Genomic DNA, 22,137 nt, shown 5'->3' on the forward strand with positions numbered 1-22,137 from the left:
ATGATAAAGCCATGAAAAAGTATATTTATATATTCGCCTTTTTAGGACTGTCACTCTGTAGTCAGAGTTGTATGGATAAGCTGGAAATATTACCCAGTGACCAGATTATTACCGATAATTTCTTCGAGAAAGGTACGGCAGAAGAAATAGAAAGTGGAGTCAACTCCATGTACCAGCGTCTGCAAAGTTCGTATATGTACAATCTCCGTATGTGGACACTGGATATTGTGGCCGGAGAGGGTAGTGTAGGCAATGAAGCGGGAGGCAATGGGTTGGAAACTACCCAACTTGCCAATTTTATAACTACCAGTGATAACTCTGGTGCAAAAGAATTATGGCGGGGCCCTTGGGCAGGCATCAGTCGTACGAACTGGATTTTGAATAACATAGATGATGCTGTCCATGTAAGTCCGGATAAGATTACTCAATATAAGGGAGAAGCACATTTCCTTCGTGCTCTGTATTATTTCAATCTGGTACGTTTGTTTGGAGATGTTCCGCTGATTAAGACTCAGCAGACAGCAGGAGACGACTTACAGGTTCATCGTACACCCAAAGAAAAGGTTTATGAACTGATTATACAGGATTTGAAAGATGCTTCTACCATGCTGCCTGTGCAATATGAACAATCTTCCGACATTGGTCGTGCTACCAAAGGTGCTTCTTTAGGATTATTGGCAAAGGTTTATCTTACGCTGAAAAGATATGATGATACCATTCAGGCCATCGAAGAATTGAATGCTTTGAATGTGTATTCATTAAACAGAAGGTACGATTGGAACTTTGATTATTTGCGTGAGAATGGCCCCGAAAGCTTGTTTGAGGTACAGTACGAAAAAGATATAACTACCTATTCCGAATTTGACATACTTGGACAGGGAGCTTGGCACAATGACTATATGGCTCCTTTGGCTCCGGTAGCCATTGGTGGCAGATGGGGAAACTTTGGCTGGTTTGCCGTTTACCCGGAATTTGTGAATTCATATGAAGCCGGAGATTTGCGTAAGGTAGTATCTGTCTGGTGTCAGGGCGACCAGTATAAAGGATGGGCCTATAACCCTTCGGTTTCTCAAACCGGACATAATGTGAAGAAATTCTTGTGTGAAGATATTGGGCAGGACCGTGCAATGGATAGTCCTTTGAACTTTCCCGTATTGCGTTATGCCGATGTGTTGCTGATGTATGCCGAAGCTTTGAATGAAACCGGGCATACCGAAGAGGCATGTGCTCCTGCTGCTTCTTATGAAGAAGGAGGGCCGTTGAATCGTGTTCGTGTCAGGGCGGGATTACCTAATGTTACTACCGAAGACCAGGCAGAGTTGCGTGAAATCATTCGTCACGAGCGTCGTATGGAATTGGCTTTTGAAGGCGGTCACCGTTGGTTCGATTTGATTCGTTATGATGAAAACGGAGAGTATGCAAAGAATTTCTTTCATAGTATAGGCAAAACCAATTTCACTACTCCCAAACATCTGTTATTGCCTGTTCCAATGGATGATATTGATGCTAACCCCAATTTGAGACCGAATAATCCCGGATATTAATTTAAATCAGAAAAAGTATGAAAAAGAAATTTCTATTGTTAGTTGCCTTTGGGGCTCTGGCTTCCTGGATGAATGCACACGACGATTTGATTTACAGGACACAATCGGGATGGAGTTATGATATCGGCAATCAGTCTCATATTACTCAAACGGTGGATGCTGCTTTTATAGGGGGAGCTTGTGTGGGCGATTATAATGGCGATGGGTTGGTGGATATTTGTGAGGTAGAGATTAGCGGTGAAAATATAAAATGGGTATGGAAAATAAATGATGGTAAAAAAGATTGGATAACAAGCCCTTCGGTAAGTTTTGGTATCAGTGCTACCGATAAGTACGTGACTGGTGACTTTAATGGTGATGGAAAGACTGATATTGCCGTTATGCGTTCCGGAGCCGGAGGACTGGCCACCTGGTATATCGACTTTTCCCCTTGTGAGGGGAATGTCGATGCCAGAGGTCAATTCGGATTACCCGGAGATATCCCTTTATCGGGTGATTTTAACGGTGATGGGGTAGATGATCTTGCTGTTTATCGTCCTTCTACGGGAACCTGGTATGTTGCGTTCTCTTCTTTGACCGGTTATCCTGAATTCGATATGCCTTTGGCTATTAACGGAGTAGTGTTCGGTACGACAGAAGATATTCCTTTTACCGGTGATTTTAATGGCGACGGCTATACCGATATGGCTCTTTATCGTCCTTCTACCGGACAGGTTCTTATTAATTATTGGTCGGCCGACAAGCCTCGTTATGAACATTATGCCGATTCAAAAGGGTATGGTACTGTCGATGGTACTGTAATGGTACCGCTAACGGGTGTTCTTGCTGTCATGTCTGCTGATATGGATAATTCGCGTCCTGCGGCTTTGCCTTTGGCTACCTTTGAAGAAACGGGCCGGGAGGTGAATCTCCGTCACGGGTGGACCTGTATTTTTGATAATTCCTTGAATGTGGATAAATGGGCTCATAATCTGGAAGCTGTAGGAATTAATACATTGGAGTATCATCCCTGGATGAGAGCTCACGAAGAGATTGCTCCTCAAACGGAAACGTGGAACACCTATGTAGGAGACGATCGCCTTTGGACAAGCAAAGAGACAATGAAAAAGAAAATAGAGAAATTCCGCAGTATCGGAGGACGTTCTGTTTGCTATACCGGTATATATGCCGCCACTCCGGCTTTCGCTCATAATTATCCCGATTGGGCTATGCGGAATGTAGCTGACCGCAGTTTCATTACTTATGGCAACTCTTATCTTTACTTGATGTCTACCAACGAATCAGTCGATGCCTCCTATACAATAGGAGGGGAGACTTTTAAAAATTTCAATGATTATTTTGTATCTCAGGCTGTAAAGGCGCAGAAGGAGTATAACTGGGACGGATATCGTTGGGATTGGTATGGACTACCTGAGAACTATGTTTGTGACGGAACTTCTGCAGCTTGCAACTTTTCATCCGAAATGGCTCCATTGGTTAATCGTTTGGATTTGGCAGTGAAAGAGGTACGTGCAGATGTCACTACTACGGCTTTGCAACTGCCTTCTACAAGTGGAAATATTCCCCATTATACTACGGGAGCCGTAGCCAACCATCAGTTTATGGAGCTTTGGCCTTTTGGTACGGGAACCAAATATACAGACCTCTACCGTGATATTTATGAAGCAAAATCACGCTATCCGGATAAGCCTGTATTTGCCAATTTTTATCCGCCTGCTGAGATGAATTTAACGACTGGCTGGCCCAAACAGAATATCGATTATCAATTTGCTACCTGCCTTTCTGCCGGTGGTTATCCGGCTGCACAGGTCGTAGACGGAGTGGCAAGCTTTACAGATCCCGTACCTTTCCATGCTGTAAATTATCCGGTGGAAGTACTCGAACGGATAGCCAGCTGGAATAAGTTTACAGAAGCTTACGGAGCCTATCTGTATTATTCCAATCATGCCTATGTGATTGCCGATTATAATTATTCGGATTTATCATTGAGTAATGCCACCGGTATCTATGCCAAGTTAAAGAGACGCTGGGACAAACGAACTCGCCGGATGGATGCTTTGATTGTCGATTTGGTAAATTATGGTTCTACAGTAGATTTACGCTGGGATGCAGTTAATGCAGTCCCTCAGACAAAAACAGTAGAGGTATCTTTTACACTGCCGGACAATGTGACTCCGACAGACCTTTACTGCATTACTTTGGAAGAAAGCCGGAAAGTGGATTATACCCTGGAAGGTACTAAAATACGGGTGTCACTTCCTTCATTGGATACATTTGCCACCTTGGTACTGAATCTGAATAATACGGTTGGAATACCGCAGGAACCCGGAAAAGAGGCTGCTACATTTGATCTGTTTCCTTTCCAATACGATGCCAAAGGAGAAACCCTACGCTCCGGAAAAGTCAGTGCTATTACAGTTCTTGATGATCAGGAACCTCTCATCGTATCCAATGATTATAACGGTAATGTATCTCATGCCGATGGGATAACGGATGCATTTACAGGTGAGAGAGCATTGCAGGTAACTCCGGGAATGATTCGTTTCACCACCACTTCGGATGGTGCCATACGTGTACCTATTGATCAATTCAACCGCTTTAAAATAGCGATTCGTTCTCACAACACCACGGCTTGTTGGTTTGGTTTCCGTCTGATAAAACCGTCTGCCAGTTCTCCTGTATGGGAAACGAAAGACATATTCTATCGGGTAGGATATTCTCAACCGGGATTGGCTTACCTTACATTGACACCCGTAAAGCCCAAAGATGGTGAATGGGTGGAATATGAAAGGAATATCCAGCAAGACCTCATCGGATTGTGGGGAGAAGACTGGGCGGACGCTATCGTAATATCTGTTTTCATGGGACCGGTAGACAGAAATAGTGCCGACTATGATAATTTGATTTTCATGTCTGACGGGTATACAGGAATTGATTCTCTTAAAAAAAAAGAGGAAATAGAAATCTGTTTTACTGACGAAGGTTCTCTGATGATTGTATCTGGTGGAATGCAACAGGAACATCTTTACGAAATCCGGTTAATGGATATGGGAGGCCGTATCTGTTACGAAGACAGACTCCGGTTTAATAACGGAATACTCTCTTGCAGCATTCCTCCATTGCCGAAGGGTGCTTATCTGCTGACTATTAATGATACTGAAGAGAAGAGTCTTAACTCTTTATATTCTTCAGTTGTATTTCGGTAAAGTTTTAAATAAATGTCGATGAATTACTATTGTATAATTTAAATTTAATGGTTATGAAAAAGTTAATACTTGCAACTCTGGCCTGTTTGATGGCTGTTTTTATGTATGCTCAAAAATCCGATGGTATCGTGTATTGGTCTTACGGGGCAGGTTATCAGTTCGATTTCGATTTGGATGGAAAGATTGACCTTACGGTTCCTACGCAGACTAAAGATTTGCAGATATCCGAAGTCTTTGTATATGATGCCAACGGTGACGGTTATTTTGATTTATGCGAGGTAGACCGTTCCTGTTCGGTAGACCAGCTTATTCATTGGAGATTCTATTATAACGATGGAAATAATAATTTTATTGATCCGCAGGATGTTGTGTATGGAATGGCGGTAGGCGATAAAGCACTCTCGGCAGATTTCAACGGTGACGGTGTGGGTGATGTTGCTATTCGCCGTGACAATGAGTACGGACTTTGGTGGCTTATGCATTTTATAGCAATGGCTCCGGATGTAAATCTTGCTTTTGGTATTACGGAAAGCGATTATTTGTTGGCTGGAGATATGAATAATGATGGACAGGCAGATGTTGTTTTATATGATAAAGGAAATTGGCTATGCTCTTTTACTCCTTCTGCTACAGAATATAAAACTCCGGATTTTGCAAATCAGGATATTGCGAATATGCAGTTTGGAACTAAAAATGACATTCCTTTATTGTTGGATTTTAATGGTGACGGATATGATGATATGGCAATCTGTTCGGTGAACGACGAAGAAGTAAATGTTAACCTTCGTAATCCGGCTACTAAGCCTGAGAATAACGGGTATAGTAAAAGTGGTCGTGGTTCTTTTGATGAAACCTTTTTTATGCCTGCCGGGATTAAGCCGACCTGTGTACGTGGTGTAAAACTTGGTAAGGGAAGTGGGACAGGCGTAAGTACGCAAAAGCAGGAAGAAGCTGTATCTGTTTATCCTGTAATCGTTGAAAAAGATGCTTCGTTTGCCGTAAAGACGAATTCTGATAATAATCGGATCTCTGTTTATAACGTGACCGGACAACTGGTTAGAACGATTGTTGCAGGTCATACCACAGACATACAAGTGGATGGTTGGAGCAGTGGACATTATTTCGTTCGTGTAGAATGCGGAAATAATGTGGTTACTAAAAAATTGATTATAAAATAATTCCTTTAAGTACTGTATCCTCATTAAATGAACGTTTTATTAAAACGCAAATGATCGCAGATTTTCGCAAATTAGAAGGTTTGCTGTACTTGAGGGACGATATTTTTTGCGTGAATTTGCGATAATCTGCGTTTCAATGATAGGTTGTCATAGTATGAATTAAATTTGAAGTACTACTTATATGAAATTACATTTATGTTTTAGTCTGATTGTATTATTGTCTTTGGTTTCCTGTCGTACTGATAGAGTCTATTCCGAGTGGAGTTTACAGAATCGTGATACCGGAGAGTACTTAGGCGAGAAAGAGGGAACTTTTTGTTTCGCTGCCGAGCCCTCAGGAGATGATTTCCTTTGGATTATTGAAAGTACCTCCGGAGAAGAGTTTCTGATCAAGAATAAGAAAAGCGGGAAATACCTGCAGTTTGACGGAGAAGAGGTTGTGTGCGTAACTTCTGATGGTAAGGGACAAGAAAACCTGAAATGGAAATATGGTGGCTTTGATTTCTTGACTCAGAAGAACTGCGGTTGGTATACACTTGAGAACAAGGCTACTTCACGGGATTTACATCTGATGCGTCGGGGAGATGGAATCGCAATGGGAGCTTCCGATCGTGTAAAAGACTTTAAATCACATTGGAATATTGTACGTGAAAAAGGTACAGACCTTTCTTTTATGATAACTCCGGAGGAAGTGATTGATGCTTCTTTCCTTGGGACAAGAGAAGCTGTTGCTATTTCTGATACGGAAATAGAGTCGAATTATCATGGAGAAAATCGTTGGAAGTTACAAAAAGACATTTCTACATTTCCTCGGTTTACAGCTGAAAACAACCGTATGTTGGTAGCCCTTTATAATATGGCCCTGGAAGAGATGCAGCTTGATATCCGCACGGACAGTACGTTTATGGCAGGCGCTTTATGGCCCGATACATGGACACGTGATGCTGTGTACAGTATCTATTTCTCTTATGCCTGGATACTGCCGGAGGTTTCACGTAAGACATTAGAAAAACAGACTTTACAAAATCCGAAAGAAGCACTTCAGGATACAGGTAGCGGCGGATCCTGGCCTATTTCTACCGATCGTGTCGTGTGGGCAATGGCCGCCTGGGAATATTATTTGTACACAGGTGATAAGAGCTGGTTGGAATCTGTATATGACGGTCTGAAATACACGGCGTTGAAAGACATCCACGTGGCATTTGATGCCAATGTTGGCTTGTTTAAAGGTGAAACCTGTTCGATGGACTGGCGTACACATACCTATCCCAACTGGTTTATAAATTCTGTGATTGCTGATTCTTTTTCCAGTGGAACTAATGCATTACATAAATTCTTTTATCAATTTCTTGGAACTGCAGGGCGTATTATTCAGAAACCGGCAGAAGAGATTGCTATGTGGGAGAAATATTCCGGTCTTTTGAAGGAGAATATAAATAAGCACTTTTGGGATGAAAAACAAGGATGCTATACTTGCTATCTTTATCCGGAATACCTGGGTTACAGGCCGACTCAAAGAGTAGGGGTGATGTCCAATGGTCTGGCAGCTGTATTGGATATAGCGACTACCGGGCAGAGTATACAAATGGTAGAGAACTTTCCGCTTTATCCTTATGGAGCTGCCGTACTATATCCGAGCATTCCTGATGACTTTTCTTATCACAACAAGAGTGTATGGCCGGTCTGGGAAACCCCTTATATGTATGCCGCCCGTGATGTAAAAAATACGAAAGTTGTGGAACATATGATAAAATCATTGGTCCGTGCCGGTGCATTATTTTTGACTCACAAAGAGAATATGACTTATGATACGGGTTATGATTGCGGTACGGCATTGAATTCTTCCCGTCAGTTGTGGTCGGTAGCATCTTATATCAGTATGGTTTACCGTGTATTGTTTGGCATGACCATGGAAGAAGAAGGGATTACTTTTACTCCGGTAGTACCCGATCTTGTGGCCGGTAAAATTTCATTGGAGAACTTCCGTTATCGGGATGCAGTACTGAATATCAATATTACCGGAAAAGGGAATACAGTCAAAAAAATTACAGTGAACGGACAAGACCAAAAATTACCTTATGTGTTGCCTGCTACGGCACAAGGAGACTATACAATTGATATTGTGATGACAGCAACACACGCAAGTGATAAAATGAATCTGGTTCAGCCGGGACCTCGTGAGGATTGGTCACCGATAGAACCTGTACTGGAACAAAAAGGACAGATTATTAACTGTCCGGTAGAATCCGGCTTGCGTTATTTCTTGTGTGGCACAAAGATAGAAGATAAAGAAATAACGTTCCCATATGATCTTAGCCGGGAACCTGCTGGTTTTTATTCTGTGTATTCGGTGGACAAACGGGGTTTTAAGTCCGACTGTTCCAATCCGGTGATTAAAACTGACTGGCGGGAAATTTTTGAAGCGGAAGATGCTGTATCGAAGGGAACGTTCAGTAATGTTCATCCCGGCTATTCCGGGAAGGGATTTGTAGTGGACTTATATACTAAACCGGCAGATGTGGCCTTTACAATTGATGTTCCTGCTGATGGTGATTATGCTCTTGTCCTTTCCGGCGCTAACGGGCACGGTCCGGATGGAACCTACTGCACCATCCGTTCTGTCTTTGTCGATAATGTTGATTCCGGGACATTTATTCTGGAAGCTACAGGTGATTGGAACAAATGGACGAGGTCAAATTATATATTGAAAAATTTGAAAGCCGGACGTCATGTGGTCAGTTTGCGACTCAATCCGGAAGGAAAAGGATTTGATTCTAATATGTCTCATGGCAGGGAAGATGCCAATGATTGCAATCTGGATTATCTGGAGATAAGTCGGATACAGTGATATTGTAATCTATAAAGAGGAATATTTGAACAAGAACTAAACAAAAATGAAGGCTGTACAGTATCTTCTACTGTCCAGCCTTCAATTTAAAACGATCTGCGAACCTGTCGCATTTTCATGCCTTCCGAACTTATACGTTCATCGCATTTGCCCCTAACGCCCCTAACACAGCCGAAGCTACTGCTATCACAATTTTTAGGATTTTATCCCAGATTGATTTCTTCATACTTATTTAATTGAAAATTGAAAGTTGAAAATTGAAAATGAGAAGAACTTAATTAATTGAAAATTGAAAGTTGAAAGTTGAAAATTGGCTGCGCAGTGTAGTTGCATTATACCTGCTTTCTTAATTTTCTAAGCACTCTTTTCTTAATTGATCATTGCTTTTACACTGCATAGCCATTTTCAATTTTCAACTTTCAATTTTCCATTAAACTGAAGGGTCTTCTCCCTCTCCTTCGCCCCCTTCTTCCTCTTTCTTCTTCAGCAAGGCTTCCAGGTCATAGAAGTCTATTTTTTCTCCGGCGCGTGTGGTTGTAATATCCGGTCGGATGCTGGTTGAAGGTCGGAAATTTATTTTCACCGCTTTGATGTTCTTGGCGGTGCACTCTTTTACATCTTCCGTCCCTAAGGTCCGTGCTGAGAGGCTGAACACGCCGAAGTTCTTGATATTGACTGACTGTCCGCTGTACAACACTTCCCTCATCGCCTCTACGAAGTTGGTCAACACACTCTGTATGTCTCCTAATGTAAGCGAACTCTTCTCTTTCATTTTGAACGCTACTGCGTCCAGATCCGCATTGGGCCCCGTGGTCACCAATTGCGGGTAGAACTTCTCCACCGCATCCGCTTTTCTCGGGTCTTTTCTTGCAATCTTTTTAAAAGGTACTCCCATGATTTTTTAGTTTTAAAATTTGATTTACCGGTTAGGAAACAGCGCTTCTTTTCCTTTCCGATGTGACAAAGATAACCTCTTCCATAAGAGTGGGTGAACGTACTTTTTTGTAGATTATTCTGTATTGTAAACACTTTGATTCATAGTCGTTTATATTGTTTTATAGCTTGCTGATGTCCGTAATATTTGTTATATTTGAAGAACAAAAAAAAAACCATAAAAACATACTGTAATGAATGAAAATGAAGAAGAAACGAAGTTTATCGTCAAGTCCTACCTCAAAGCCGACCTTGCCCATCTGTATCACCCCAACCTGCCCATTCCCTATGCCATGTGCAAACTCCGGGGTTGGATCCGTAAGAACAAAGAACTCCATAGCCTCCTTTATCAGGGTGGGGAAGGGAAGAACGACCACTCCTATACCCGCCGTCAGGTCAGCCTGATCGTCCGCTACCTCGATGCCCCCTGATAAAATATTTGTAAATAAAACGCCCTAATATGTCATGCCCCGTGACAATATATTCCATGCTACATTAGAATATACGTTACGGGGCATGATATGTATACTTATCTAATTGAAACGCAGATTAACACAGATTTTCGCAAAGAAAAACAGGTATAAGATAAAGAATAACAGGATTTTAATCTGCGATCATTCGCGTTAATCTGCGTTTTATCCGGATAATAAAAACTCAGTGAAACTCCGTGTTACTCTGTGGTGAATCCCCTTCCTCAAAACGGCAGCTCCTCCTGTCTCTCCCCCTTTCCTTCTCCCTTCTCCATTCTCCCTTTTCCCTTCTCTTCAACTCTCCTGCTGTTTGCACTCACCTGATCAGGTGTGAACTCTATCACCGCGTATTCCGTTATTCCGCTTTCGTTCATCCTTTTAGGGAATCCGTCCCTCTCCAACACCTGTACCAGTACCTGCTGTGTCTGCCTGTTCGCCTGTATGCGTCCGTACAAACTGATAGTTCCCATCAGTGCTGCCGCCGGCCTCCATTTCACCTCAATGTCCGTGGGGGTAGCCGCCCGGTAATAGACGTACAGATTCTCCTCCACCGGCTCCTTCATGCGGTGCTGTTCGTTCCGTTTGTTCAGTCCTGTAATTTCATCTCCCTCGTACCAGTACCGGTATCCGTTCTGTAAGAGATATATTGCCTGTGCATATACCCCTTCATAGTCTACCGGTGTGTGGAAATCAATCTCCGTGAGTACGGATAGCAGAAACCTGCGGTTTCCTCCCATGTCCTGCATGCACTGTCGGTTGTTGGTGCTGGCAATGAACGATGCCCTGCGGGTGTACCGTTCCGCCTGTACGTCGTACACCTTCCGCTCCGTCACGCTCTCCTGTGTGATGATCCGTTTCAATGCCGCTATGTCTCCCTGTTTCGCCCCTTCAAACTCCTCCATGTTGATGAGCAGCCGGTTGGACAGCAGTAACAGGTCATCCTTATTTCCCGGGTCTATCATTCCGTTGCGGTAATATTCTGCGAGTTCGGGTGGCAGCAGCTTCCTGATCCAGGTGCTCTTTCCTTTTCCCTGTTCGCTGTATAGAATGAGCACATACTGGTTCACCGCCTCCTCCTTCAGTGCGCACGCCACCATACCCACGATCCATCTTCTCAGGCTCTCCTTCCAGAAGTCCGTGTCCTTTGTTTTCACCGTATCCGCTAACTGTCCGATGTAGTCCGTAGTCCTGTCCCAGGGTTTCAGCCCGTAGAAATAACTCTCGAACGGGTTGAAGTTCTTCGCGTAATTCGAGTCTATTACCGCTTTGAGATAGTTCTGGAAACAGGATATGCCCGCCATTTGGAGGTTTACGAATATCGAGTTGTAGTCCTTGTTTCTCAGTGGTCGGTATTTTCCTTTCATCCCGGACGCATGCTCCTCAAAGTCGATGAACTCCAACCGTTCCAATATCGTATTTCTGCGTATGTCATAATGTGCCTCCAGATATTCCAGTACCTGGGTGATGACCGGTTTCTTATCCTCCTTTTTCTTTTCCGCCTCTTCGGTCTTGTTCGTATAGAGGTATGCGTTGTGTATGGGGGTGGCTATATCTATCTCTGCCTCTGCGAAATCCTGCCGTACCAGCTGCTGTACGCTTTTCTCGCTCAATCCCTTCTTGTAGCATCGGTTGCCTAAGGTGTAGAGGAAGGTGTTTCTGTTTCCCGGTTCGAACTTCTCCGAGCGACGGGTGGTTTGTAATGCCTTTCTGTACTCTAACTTCTCCCAGGGTTCTACCGTGCCCGTTTCTCCCTCTTCAGAAGCCTGCCCTTTACTCTTTTCCTTTTTCCTTCCGGGCTTTTTCTCCTTCTTTTCCGGAGGAATAATGCTCGTTTCTACCATCTCTATCTTTTCCATCAGCTCTGTGTTCAGATAAGCCTGCGTATCGAACGATGTGAAGAATCCCCGTCCGATGTCCTTTCCGCTTTTGTCCACAGGTATTCCCAACCACATTTCAATGTGCTCCTGACATGCCTTGTACATCTGTGCGTGGTAATATTCCAACTGCTCGTATGTGATCTCCCGGGTTGAGAATGTTGCCTTTCTCATTTTGCAGGCCCATGCCGATTGCAGGTATACAAATACCTTGAATCCATGTCGTTTGGGAGTGAGAAAATCCGCCAGTACGTCCGGATCGCTTTCAATACGTTCGCGTAGGGGGCCTATCTGCTCGTCTTTCAGTTTGTCTATATCGATGGTGATCACCGGATTGTAGTTTTTGATGCTGTACGCTAACCTCTCCTGATGGTAATTGGCCGTCAGTGTGAGGTAGGGTAGCTGCTTCTTTGTCCGGTCTGCTTTCTCTGTCTCACCTTGCTGCACAAGCTTTTCTATCCGTTGTACGATTGCCAGGTTTTTCCCTTCCCGTATCTCTTTTATCACTTGCGTGAGGGTGGTTTCTCCCGTCACGGTGCTGTAACCGTTGTAGGTGGTGATTGTGATGTCTTTCATGGTATTCGTTTTTTTAAGCTGTTTGTTTGTGCCCAATGTTTGTTTGTCTTGAGCGGTACAAAGGTAAACAGTAGATTTCAAAAAAAAGATTAGACTTTTCCGGTGAAAAAGCCTAATCTTCCAAGGTTGTTTTTAACTTTTTATTTTTTCGGATCGTTGAGTGCCTCTTCCTCCGCTTCGGCTATGTCCCGGATGGATTTATAGATTTCCGCCTCGGCACTTTCTTCTCTCAGATTGCCTTTCCCTTTTGTTTTCGGGAACTTGAAAAACAACGATAATATCCTTGCTATTTTTCTTACATTCTGATTCTTATCCTTTTTTTTCTGTTCATGCGCTTGCCTGGCAAATGCCTCTAAGATGTTCTCTTTCTGATCTTCTATCGGTATCTTTTCCGATAATGCCAGTTTCACGCTTGCAACTAACCGTTCCGTATCTATCTCCGTTCCTTCTGTGATAATAATGAACACTTTGCCCTCTATTACCGTCACTTTTTAAAATTTGTAGTTTTAATCATAAATGTCTAATAATGGTTTTAAAATAAAACATAAATTAATATTTACGATGCGAAATTAATGGTTATTAGCATGGAATACAAGTTTTATGAGAAAAACTTCAATATTTATAAAATATATCCCCGTGTATTAAATAGAGGGTAGGGTACCCTACCCTCTATTTAATACACGGGGATTTTTCTTTTAAAAAAAGAAGAAAATACGCGTCTGTGCGCGTGTAGCACGTGCGTACATTATTATAGAGAAAAGAGTATAAAGAGGGGATAAATCTGGTAAATGCTAATGTGGTGTCGATGAAATTATAAAAGTGTTTCAATAGACGTTCGTTTAATGGCACAAAGTTAAAACGTATATCTGAAATGACAAAATATTCTTATAAATATTTTTTTGTTTTTGAAAGTTAAAGATTCAGATCCTTTATATTCAGCGGTTTATGTAATTGATAAAATTAGTTATTTGATGCATTATTCCGTAAGAATGCTCAGCCGTAAATCTCCCCAAATAGGTGTTTCATTAAACGAACGTCTATTGAAACACTTTTTGCTTTCAACTGACTCGTTTATAGCATTTTATCTGTCAGTTAATGAACAACTACAGAAAACGATCAGGAAAGAGAGATGCAAATATTGCTGTATATTACATGGATGCATCGCAAATGATTGAATATCAATAATATATCAGATATTCAAAGCCCCGAAAGAACACCCTTTTTTGAACTAATCATAGAAAAATGGAAGCGGATAAAGAGACCGAAGTCTGGTATGCCATGCGTGCCACCTACCGTAGAGAGCCTGATGCCATGCGACTGTTTGCGAAGGAACATATCGACTGTTTCGTTCCCATGCAATATAAAATAAGCATCAAAAACGGGAAAAAAGTCCGTGTCCTGGTTCCCGTCATCTACAATCTGATTTTTGTTCATGCCTGTCCTTCCGAAGTGAAACGTGTCAAGTCCATGGTCTCTTATTTGCAGTATATCACCGATACCCGAAGCGGTCAGAAGATCATCATCCCCGACAATGAGATGCAACGTTTCATTGCCGTGGCCGGTACTTATCATGAGCAGCTCCTTTACTTCCGTCCTGATGAATTGAATTTGTCCAAAGGCACTAAAGTCCGTGTCACGGGTGGTGACTTCGAGGGTCAGGAAGGCATTTTTCTGAAAGTGAAGGGTGCCCGTGATCGTCGTCTGGTCATAAAAATCCAGGGTGTCATCGCCGTTGCCATGGCGTCCATCCATCCGGATCTGATAGAAGTAATTAAATAATTCAAATTCCTAAAATAGTATGACTCTTTCCGAAGAAGCCGCCTCTCTTCAGCGCGCTGCGCATGAACTGATGTATTTGGGTATGGACGATAGTCCCATCTATAGTGATGATTTGTCCCGTCGTAACAGTGAGGTTTACCGTTTGACTACCGCTTTGTATGATTCCGGTGCCAAAGGTTCCACCCTTGAAGAACAGGCCAATGTCTGCTTAGCTCTCCTGATGGGTTACAATGCCTCTTTCATCGATTACGGTGAAAAGCAGCAACACATTCAGGAAGTTCTGGACCGTTGTTGGGATCTTCTTGATGCCCTTCCCGCTTCCTTATTGAAGCTCCGTCTGCTAACCGTCTGCTATGGTGAAGTATTCGATGAGCCTTTGGCGGATGAAGCCCGTGCTATTATCGCTTCCTGGGATTCCGCGTCGCTTACTACTGAGCAGCAGGAAGCCATTGCAGAATTTCAGAATGTGGTGGACAATCCTTATCCGTGGGAATATATTGAGGAGTGAGATAGAGGAGTGGTAGAGTAAGCGGGATGATTTTCATTCGGTTATACTTTTGTTGAACTACAGGATTATTTTGAATTCTGAACAATAAAAGGCTAAAGATGTGCTTCTGAATGAATCCGGAACTTATAGGGTGGTAAAAATATTATACTTAATTGTTAATCAGCATTAATTTGTCAACTCAATCTTTAAAGAACAAGGCAGTCAAAGGTGTAGGCTGGAGTTTCATTGATAATATAGCAAATTCCGGTATCACTTTTTTGATAGGACTGGTTCTGGCCCGGTTACTCACTCCAAAAGAGTATGGCATAATGGCAATGATCACAATTTTCATTGCTATATCCAATTCGATTATTGATAGTGGTTTTTCCAGTGCATTAATTCGTAAAACAGATATAAAACGGGTAGACTATAATACTGTATTTTTTTTTAATTTGATAATTGGTGTCATCTTATATATTCTTCTTTTTCTGTGTGCTCCAATCATTAGTTCTTTTTTTAAGGAACCTATATTGATTCCTGTAACAAGAATCATAGGAATTGTTTTAATAATCAACTCTTTAGGAATTATTCAACGTACTATAATGGTGAAAGAGATTGACTTTAGAACACAAACAAAAATCTCTTTAATAGCCTCCTTATCCAGTGGTGGCATTGGTGTGGGAATGGCTTTTTACGGTTGTAGCATCTGGAGTCTGGTCGGACAGCAACTTTCCAGGCAATTCCTGAATACCCTGTTTCTCTGGATATATAATAGTTGGCGTCCGGTCTTAGAATTTTCTATAGATAGTTTTAAGAATTTATTTGGTTTTGGTTCAAAACTTCTCTTTGTGAGTTTGATAGACACTATTTATAAAAACATTTATTATATCGTGATCGGTCGTTTCTATACTCCTGTTCAATTGGGGCAGTATACTCGTGCCGAACAGTTCAATACTATATTTTCGAGTAATCTGACAGCTATTGTTCAAAGAGTCAGTTATCCTGTTTTGAGTAGTATCCAGGAAGAAAATGTACGCTTGCGGAATGCTTATCAACGGATTATAAAAACAACCATGTTAGTTACCTTTATTTGTATGCTTGGTTTGGCAGCCATAGCTAAACCCTTAATAATATTGTTAATAGGTGAGAAGTGGCTTCCGGCAGTTCAGTTTCTTCAGATTATTTGTTTTTCCGGTATGCTATATCCTCTTCATGCTCTAAACCTGAATATCCTGCAAGTGAAAGGGCGTTCTGATTTGTGCCTGAAATTGGAAATTATAAAGAAACTAATTCTGATACTTCCTATTATTGCCGGTATCTGTTGGGACATTGAGTATATGTTGTGGAGTAGTGTTTTTATTTCTTTTGTTGCTTATCTTTTGAATAGCTACTACTCTTCGGGGCTAATCAGTTATTCAACATTATCTCAAATAAAAGACATACTTCCTTCCTTTTTGATTGCTTTCTGTGTCTCCGGCTGTATTTGGAGTGTTACCTTATTAGATTTATCCAATTGGCTTTTATTACTCACTCAATTGCTTGTGGCTACAGTCTTATACTTTGTTATTCTGGAAAAATTATGTCTGGAAGAGTATATGGAATTGCGTCAACTTACATTATCCTTTCTTAGAAGGAAAAAATAGAATTATGGTTATAAAATCTTTATTAACAACGCAAAATACGTTACATTCTTTAGCGGATATCCGCGAATGGATTGCTGACCGCAACCGTACCATTCAGGTATGTGTGGAACCCATTCCTTTCTCTTTGTTAGAGAACTGGTATCAGGATCGTGATGGCTCTCTTCGCCATACTTCCGGTCGTTTCTTCTCTATAGAAGGCATTCGTGTTGAAACTGATTACGGTTCTGTTCACAGTTGGACACAGCCCATTATCAACCAGCCTGAAGTAGGCTATTTAGGCATCCTTACCAAAGAGTTTGATGGAATCCTTTATTTCCTGATGCAGGCTAAGATAGAACCCGGTAATGTGAATTGTGTTCAGTTATCCCCCACTTTGCAAGCAACAAAAAGCAATTACCGCCAAATTCATAAAGGTAAAAAACCTCTTTATCTGGATTATTTTGTGAATGCTACTCCGGAACAGATCATTCTTGATCAGTTGCAATCTGAGCAAGGAGCTCGTTTTTTGAGGAAAAGAAACCGCAATATTATCATCAAAGTAGAGGAGGAGGTAGAAGAACATCCTGATTTCCGATGGATGACCCTTGGTCAGATAAAAGAACTGATGCGGGATGATAACAAGGTCAATATGGATACCCGTACGGTACTTTCCGGACTAAAGGTTAGTGATTATTTATCACTTGCCGATGATATCAGCCATTTATCATCCTTTGGAAAAGATCTGTTTCTTTCTTCTACCACAAACCATAGTTACTATTCTATGGCTGATCATTTATCCTGGTTATCGGCTTTAAAATCCAGATATGATTTATGGGTACATCCTTATCCGTTGAATAAGATGACTGATTGGAAGGTTGGGGAGAATGAAATTTCGCGTAAGGACTCTAAATATTTTAAAGTAATAGGTGTACGGGTTACTATTTCCAACCGGGAGGTATCTTCCTGGTGCCAACCTCTGATTCAACCTATGCAACAAGGTATTTGTGCTTTTATAGTGAAAAGAATTAATGGGGTATACCATTTTCTTATGCAAGCAAAACTTGAATGTGGAAATTTTGATGTGTTAGAACTGGCTCCTACGGTCCAATGCCTTACAGGCAATATTCCTGTTGTTGGGCAAGGACGTCCGGCTTTTCTGGATACTGTATTGGGAGCATCAGCTTCTCACGTGCTCTATGATACTTTACAATCAGAAGAAGGCGGACGTTTTTATAAAGAACAAAACCGAAACATGCTGGTAGAGGTAGACGATTCTTTTCCGTTGTCAGTCCCTAAGCAATATACCTGGATGACTTTAGGGCAGATTTACCAGTTCCTCCGTTTTAATAATTACTTGAATATTCAATCGCGGAGTCTGATTGCCGCCTTAAATTATTTACGTTGATCAGATGAGTCGAGTTTATAGGGTAGGGGTATTAGGATGTGCTCATATCGCGATACGTTCTTTATTGCCTGCTTTCGCAAAGTCTTCCCGTTTTGAACTCTCAGGTCTCGCCAGTCGTGATAATCACAAAGCTGAGTCAGTTGCTTCTGTCTATCATTGTACGGCATATGACAGTTATGAGGCATTGTTAGATAACAGGGATATTGATCTTGTTTATATTCCGCTTCCTACGGGGCTTCATTACGAATGGATTCTAAGAGCTTTGAATAAGGGCAAACATGTCATGAGTGAGAAATCTTTAGCTTGTTCTTATAAAGAGGTTTGTGAGCTTACAGAATTGGCTCGTGAGAAACATCTGCTTCTGATTGAGAATTTCCAATTTCGTTTCCACTCCCAACATCAGTGGGTAAAAGAGCTACTATCGGGGAAAGAACTTGGCGAGCTTCGCTGCTTCCGTAGTTCATTTGGTTTTCCTCCCTTTCCTGATGTCGGAAATATCCGTTATTCCCAATCTTTAGGCGGTGGCTCCTTGCTCGATGCCGGAGCTTATACATTGAAAGCGATGCAATTCATCCTTCCCACTTATTCATTCACCTTGCGTTCCGCTTCATTGTATCAACCTGCAGAAATGGAAGTTGATCTCTATGGCGGTGCTTATCTGGATAGCGAGGAAGGTGTCATAGCTGAACTCTCTTTCGGGTTTGATAATTATTACCAATGTAACTACGAGCTTTGGGGAAGTCTGGGCAAACTAACCGTTACCCGTGCTTTTACGGCTCCTTCAGATCTTCGTCCGGTAGTGATACTGGAGAAACAGGGTTTCCGGGAAGAAATATCCTTAGATTCAGATGATCCTTTCTATAATATGCTGACACATATTGCTTCTTGTCTGGATTCAGGTGACTTCTCAGAAGAGTATGTGCAAAATTTGAATCAGTCCCGGTATCTCGGGCAAGTTAAACAATATTGTTATGGTAGATAAAAATATTTATGTAACGATGCCTACGTTGGCACCGTTGGATGATGTAACCGAATTATTAAAAGGTGTCTGGGAGCGTGGAATAATGACTCATAATGGCCCTTTGGTTCAGTGTTTTGAAAAAGAAACTGCAAAGTTTCTTGGTTTAAGAAATATTGTATCCGTAACAAACGGTACAATAGCTATCCAAATGGCTATTCGTGCTTTAAAGTTGAAAGGTGAGATCATTACCACTCCTTTTACTTTTATAGCTACTGTGAGTTCTATTATTTGGGAAGGCTGTACACCCGTTTTTGTGGATATAGATCCTGAAACTTTAAATATAGATCCTTCAAAAATTGAAGAAAAGATAACGGAACATACCAGTGCAATTCTTCCAGTTCATGTTTTTGGTAATCCTTGTGATATAGAGTCTATACAATCTATCGCAAAACGTCATAACCTAAAAGTAATTTATGATGCTGCCCATGCAGTAGGAGTCACTTACAAAGGAAAGTCCATTTTTGAATATGGTGATATTTCTACTACCAGCTTCCACGCAACTAAGATGTTGAATACTGCAGAGGGAGGTGCCTGTTTTGCTACTGATGATGATTTGCATGAGAAGCTGAAACGTTTGCGCTTTTTCGGTTTTGATGACCATAAAGATGTGGTGGATGATGGGACAAATGGTAAAATGACAGAAGTACATGCTGCTATAGGTCTTGCTAACTTAAAGTATTTACAATTGGCATTAGATGATCGTAAAGAGAAATACATGCTTTATAAAGAACTTCTTTCTCAGTGTCTGAGTTTGAAATTCCAGCGTATTAATGGAGATTGTAATTATAGCTATTTTCCGGTAATCTTTCCTACGGAGGAGATTCTGCTTGAAGTAGAGCGTAAACTAAATGAGGAAGGTATTTATCCCAGGAGGTATTTTTATCCCTCGGTGAATACATTTACTCAGATTCTTCCTTATGTTGAAATGCCTGTTTCCGAAGATATAGCGAAAAGAATACTTTGCTTGCCGTTATACTATAATTTGGATTTATGTGATTTGAATAGAATCTGTAGTATGATATTTGATATGAAAATATGATTGGTATTTAAAATAAACAAAATTATGAATAGAGAAATCTATGTATTGGGGGTTGGCCATAATACTTCTGTGTATTTGGATTTGGTAGAAGCTTGTGGATATACTATTAAAGGGTTGTATCATTATAATGACGAAAGGGTGGGAGAATTAGATCATGGTTATCCTATATTAGGCTCTTTTGATGATTTGTTTTCATTAAACTCATTGGAAGGAATGAATTTTGCATTGAGTCAAGGTGATAATAAAATCCGAGCAAATATTTTTGAGAAAATTATAGAGAAGAAAGGGAATGTACCTACTTTGATTCATCCTTCTGCAATTGTATCCAAATATGCGCAAGTAGGTAACGGGGTGATTATTCATGCAAATAGTGTAATATCGCCTGATGTAGTTATTGGAGATGATAGCGTTATTTCTTCAAATGATCTGATTACCCATGGTAGTAAGATAAGAACACATTGTTTTGTCGCGAGTAACGTAGTATTGGGAGCTAATGTTGATATGCATGATTTTGCTTTTATAGGTTCTGGAGCAGTTGTTATTTCAGGGAAAGTATCGAGTATTGGTAGGAGGGCTCTTATTGGTGCAGGAGCCGTAGTGACAAAAAATGTAGGAGCTAATGAATGTGTCGCTGGAAATCCTGCAAAATTTATAAAGACACTCAAATGAAAGAACCTTTAGTCCTTTTTGATTTTTCTTGGCATTTACGTCGATCAAGGCATTTTATTGTTAAATTTGATAGATAGCCATATTGTTTGATCCGTCTGTTCGGTTATGACAAGTGTTTTTATAGTTTGTATGCAAGAATAATAATGGAATAAAATTACTCGAAGTAAGCCACAAGGCTTTAAAAAGTGGAGTAATCTGGCAATGAGCGCTTACAATAGAATGGTTTTGTATTATGAAAAAATATGTTTTCTTTACGTTTTCAATATACAATGTTGGTGGTTCTCAGATTTATATTAGAAATAAAACAAACTATTTAATCCAAAATGGATGGCAAGTTTTTGTTTTTAGTTTTCAAACAGGAGAATCTGTTATTCAAGAACTCATGAAATATAGTGATTTCTGTTTTAAAGAATTAAGTTATCCACCGTACTTACAATCAGAAAAGAAAGTAGAAAAAATATGTAATAAAATTGCGGATATTGTTTCTTGCAATGAAGCTGATGAGGTAATTGTAGAGTCTAATGATCTTTATTTAGGTGTTTGGGGAGAAAAGGTAGCATCTATTTTGCATGCAAGGCATTTGTTGTACTCTTTACAAGAAAAAAATATTATATTGTTCGACTCTTTCTATCATTTTTTGAAATTTAAGTTAGATAGAAAAGAATTGGTTGGGATTGATGATAAATCTTTGCGATTTTTATTTTCTTCTTATTTACCTTTGAATAATATTCCTATTTATACATTACCAGCTTTAAGCACAAATGTTATAGAGAATGTTTCCTGTAATTTTCCTATTGGCAATGTAGAGGCTGATCATACGATTTTGGTCATGTCAAGAATAGATAAAACATTTATTTATCCATTGATGATAGAACTTTTTAAGTATGTAAATGAACATTTGGATTTTGTTTATAATATTTGGCTATTAGGAGGTGGAAGTCAGAATCAATTAGCGAAGATTGATGAAATTTTTCGAACATGTAAAAATGTGAATTTTTATTGTTCTGGTTTTATTTATCCAATACCTTTTAGTTTGTTACAAAAGGCTGATGTTGCTATTGCTTCATCGGGTTGTGTGAAAATTATATCAAGGGCAGGGATACCTACTATTTCAATAGATGCGAATGACCTTATGCCAATAGGTGTATTTGGTCATACGACTATAAATTCATTGTATCGCAACGGTGAAGAAATAGTTCCATTACAGGTTTTGCTTGACGATATTGTAATAAAGAAAAAGTATAAAAAGAAAGAAGTTGAATGTGAAAATCCGATTGTAGACTATTCTTCTCATTTAGCTTTTGTATCTTCTATTGATAAACCTTTTGCTTATTATGACTTTTCGAAATTAAAACTGCCACTTATTGAAAAAATGAAATCTTTGATAATAAGATTTTTGGGGGTTAAAGTTTACGAATTTGTTAAATCTTTTTTTTATTTTCTATTGAGGATGATTCAAAATGATGATATTCTAATCTAACAATTA

General features: G+C 40.5%; 17 protein-coding genes. 13 read left to right on the forward strand and 4 right to left on the reverse strand.

What is annotated here, in order from left to right; all coding sequences use genetic code 11:
• The first annotated feature begins 11 nt into the window (after positions 1 to 11).
• The 4 genes from VCM39_RS07355 to VCM39_RS07370 all read left to right on the forward strand — a co-directional run bounded on the left by VCM39_RS07355 (position 12) and on the right by VCM39_RS07370 (position 8,776).
• Positions 12 to 1,544 carry a RagB/SusD family nutrient uptake outer membrane protein gene (locus tag VCM39_RS07355; RefSeq protein WP_025867619.1) on the forward strand — a complete coding sequence of 511 codons (1,533 nt, stop codon included), beginning with the start codon at positions 12 to 14 and terminating at the stop codon, positions 1,542 to 1,544.
• A 17-nt stretch (positions 1,545 to 1,561) separates the two neighbouring features.
• On the forward strand, positions 1,562 to 4,750 hold the full coding sequence (locus tag VCM39_RS07360; RefSeq protein WP_322933485.1) for an FG-GAP-like repeat-containing protein: 3,189 nt from the start codon (positions 1,562 to 1,564) through the stop codon (positions 4,748 to 4,750).
• A gap of 53 nt (positions 4,751 to 4,803) precedes the next feature.
• The gene (locus tag VCM39_RS07365; RefSeq protein ID WP_221649414.1) at positions 4,804 to 5,928 is read left to right on the forward strand and encodes a T9SS type A sorting domain-containing protein; all 1,125 of its coding nucleotides are present in this window, start codon (positions 4,804 to 4,806) and stop codon (positions 5,926 to 5,928) included.
• Positions 5,929 to 6,109: 181 nt separating this feature from the next.
• Positions 6,110 to 8,776, forward strand: coding sequence for a hypothetical protein (locus VCM39_RS07370; protein ID WP_322933484.1), 2,667 nt, complete (start codon positions 6,110 to 6,112; stop codon positions 8,774 to 8,776).
• Between the two features lie 130 nt (positions 8,777 to 8,906).
• Here the strand turns inward: VCM39_RS07370 and VCM39_RS07375 are convergent, their stop codons facing one another.
• Complete coding sequence (locus VCM39_RS07375; RefSeq protein WP_007486699.1) at positions 8,907 to 9,002, reverse strand: smalltalk protein; 96 nt, start codon at positions 9,000 to 9,002, stop codon at positions 8,907 to 8,909.
• 204 nt (positions 9,003 to 9,206) lie between these two features.
• Positions 9,207 to 9,671 (reverse strand): HU family DNA-binding protein, encoded by a 465-nt coding sequence (locus VCM39_RS07380; RefSeq protein WP_025867616.1) that lies wholly within the window; start codon positions 9,669 to 9,671, stop codon positions 9,207 to 9,209.
• A 232-nt stretch (positions 9,672 to 9,903) separates the two neighbouring features.
• Here VCM39_RS07380 and VCM39_RS07385 point away from each other — a divergent pair, with 232 nt between their 5' ends.
• Positions 9,904 to 10,140: a DUF4248 domain-containing protein gene (locus tag VCM39_RS07385; RefSeq protein ID WP_221649412.1), complete on the forward strand. Its 237-nt coding sequence runs from the start codon at positions 9,904 to 9,906 to the stop codon at positions 10,138 to 10,140.
• Between the two features lie 263 nt (positions 10,141 to 10,403).
• On the opposite strand, the gene VCM39_RS07390 is transcribed toward VCM39_RS07385, so the two are convergent.
• Both VCM39_RS07390 and VCM39_RS07395 read right to left on the reverse strand, forming a co-directional pair.
• Complete coding sequence (locus tag VCM39_RS07390) at positions 10,404 to 12,629, reverse strand: VapE domain-containing protein (protein WP_322933483.1); 2,226 nt, start codon at positions 12,627 to 12,629, stop codon at positions 10,404 to 10,406.
• 140 nt (positions 12,630 to 12,769) lie between these two features.
• The gene (locus VCM39_RS07395; protein ID WP_321028665.1) at positions 12,770 to 13,117 is read right to left on the reverse strand and encodes a hypothetical protein; all 348 of its coding nucleotides are present in this window, start codon (positions 13,115 to 13,117) and stop codon (positions 12,770 to 12,772) included.
• A 754-nt stretch (positions 13,118 to 13,871) separates the two neighbouring features.
• Between VCM39_RS07395 and VCM39_RS07400 the strand changes: the two genes are divergently transcribed.
• The 8 genes from VCM39_RS07400 (at position 13,872) to VCM39_RS07435 (ending at position 22,131) form a co-directional block, all read left to right on the forward strand.
• Positions 13,872 to 14,408, forward strand: coding sequence for a UpxY family transcription antiterminator (locus VCM39_RS07400; RefSeq protein ID WP_321028664.1), 537 nt, complete (start codon positions 13,872 to 13,874; stop codon positions 14,406 to 14,408).
• A 19-nt stretch (positions 14,409 to 14,427) separates the two neighbouring features.
• Entirely contained in the window at positions 14,428 to 14,916 is a 489-nt protein-coding gene (locus VCM39_RS07405; protein ID WP_322933482.1) for a UpxZ family transcription anti-terminator antagonist, read from the forward strand.
• 170 nt (positions 14,917 to 15,086) lie between these two features.
• Positions 15,087 to 16,538 (forward strand): lipopolysaccharide biosynthesis protein, encoded by a 1,452-nt coding sequence (locus VCM39_RS07410; RefSeq protein WP_322933481.1) that lies wholly within the window; start codon positions 15,087 to 15,089, stop codon positions 16,536 to 16,538.
• 4 nt (positions 16,539 to 16,542) lie between these two features.
• Positions 16,543 to 17,922 carry an NDP-hexose 2,3-dehydratase family protein gene (locus VCM39_RS07415; protein ID WP_322933480.1) on the forward strand — a complete coding sequence of 460 codons (1,380 nt, stop codon included), beginning with the start codon at positions 16,543 to 16,545 and terminating at the stop codon, positions 17,920 to 17,922.
• A gap of 4 nt (positions 17,923 to 17,926) precedes the next feature.
• On the forward strand, positions 17,927 to 18,904 hold the full coding sequence (locus VCM39_RS07420; protein WP_322933479.1) for a Gfo/Idh/MocA family oxidoreductase: 978 nt from the start codon (positions 17,927 to 17,929) through the stop codon (positions 18,902 to 18,904).
• Entirely contained in the window at positions 18,894 to 19,982 is a 1,089-nt protein-coding gene (locus VCM39_RS07425; RefSeq protein WP_322933478.1) for a DegT/DnrJ/EryC1/StrS family aminotransferase, read from the forward strand. Before VCM39_RS07420 ends, VCM39_RS07425 begins: the two co-directional genes overlap by 11 nt.
• 24 nt (positions 19,983 to 20,006) lie before the next feature.
• Entirely contained in the window at positions 20,007 to 20,651 is a 645-nt protein-coding gene (locus tag VCM39_RS07430) for a NeuD/PglB/VioB family sugar acetyltransferase (protein WP_322933477.1), read from the forward strand.
• 232 nt (positions 20,652 to 20,883) lie between these two features.
• Positions 20,884 to 22,131, forward strand: coding sequence for a hypothetical protein (locus VCM39_RS07435; protein WP_322933476.1), 1,248 nt, complete (start codon positions 20,884 to 20,886; stop codon positions 22,129 to 22,131).
• Positions 22,132 to 22,137: the final 6 nt, after the last annotated feature.

Source organism: Bacteroides mucinivorans (genome assembly GCF_034654355.2).
In the GTDB taxonomy this organism is placed as follows: Bacteria; Bacteroidota; Bacteroidia; order Bacteroidales; family Bacteroidaceae; genus Bacteroides; species Bacteroides nordii.

Coding starts and splice junctions, on each gene's coding strand:
- VCM39_RS07405 (WP_322933482.1), top strand. CDS start 14,428: ATGACTCTTTCCGAAGAAGCCGCCTCTCTTCAGCGCGCTGCGCATGAA.
- VCM39_RS07415 (WP_322933480.1), top strand. CDS start 16,543: ATGGTTATAAAATCTTTATTAACAACGCAAAATACGTTACATTCTTTA.
- VCM39_RS07370 (WP_322933484.1), top strand. CDS start 6,110: ATGAAATTACATTTATGTTTTAGTCTGATTGTATTATTGTCTTTGGTT.
- VCM39_RS07430 (WP_322933477.1), top strand. CDS start 20,007: ATGAATAGAGAAATCTATGTATTGGGGGTTGGCCATAATACTTCTGTG.
- VCM39_RS07375 (WP_007486699.1), bottom strand. CDS start 9,002: ATGAAGAAATCAATCTGGGATAAAATCCTAAAAATTGTGATAGCAGTA.
- VCM39_RS07420 (WP_322933479.1), top strand. CDS start 17,927: ATGAGTCGAGTTTATAGGGTAGGGGTATTAGGATGTGCTCATATCGCG.
- VCM39_RS07425 (WP_322933478.1), top strand. CDS start 18,894: ATGGTAGATAAAAATATTTATGTAACGATGCCTACGTTGGCACCGTTG.
- VCM39_RS07400 (WP_321028664.1), top strand. CDS start 13,872: ATGGAAGCGGATAAAGAGACCGAAGTCTGGTATGCCATGCGTGCCACC.
- VCM39_RS07385 (WP_221649412.1), top strand. CDS start 9,904: ATGAATGAAAATGAAGAAGAAACGAAGTTTATCGTCAAGTCCTACCTC.
- VCM39_RS07365 (WP_221649414.1), top strand. CDS start 4,804: ATGAAAAAGTTAATACTTGCAACTCTGGCCTGTTTGATGGCTGTTTTT.
- VCM39_RS07435 (WP_322933476.1), top strand. CDS start 20,884: ATGAAAAAATATGTTTTCTTTACGTTTTCAATATACAATGTTGGTGGT.
- VCM39_RS07380 (WP_025867616.1), bottom strand. CDS start 9,671: ATGGGAGTACCTTTTAAAAAGATTGCAAGAAAAGACCCGAGAAAAGCG.
- VCM39_RS07360 (WP_322933485.1), top strand. CDS start 1,562: ATGAAAAAGAAATTTCTATTGTTAGTTGCCTTTGGGGCTCTGGCTTCC.
- VCM39_RS07355 (WP_025867619.1), top strand. CDS start 12: ATGAAAAAGTATATTTATATATTCGCCTTTTTAGGACTGTCACTCTGT.
- VCM39_RS07390 (WP_322933483.1), bottom strand. CDS start 12,629: ATGAAAGACATCACAATCACCACCTACAACGGTTACAGCACCGTGACG.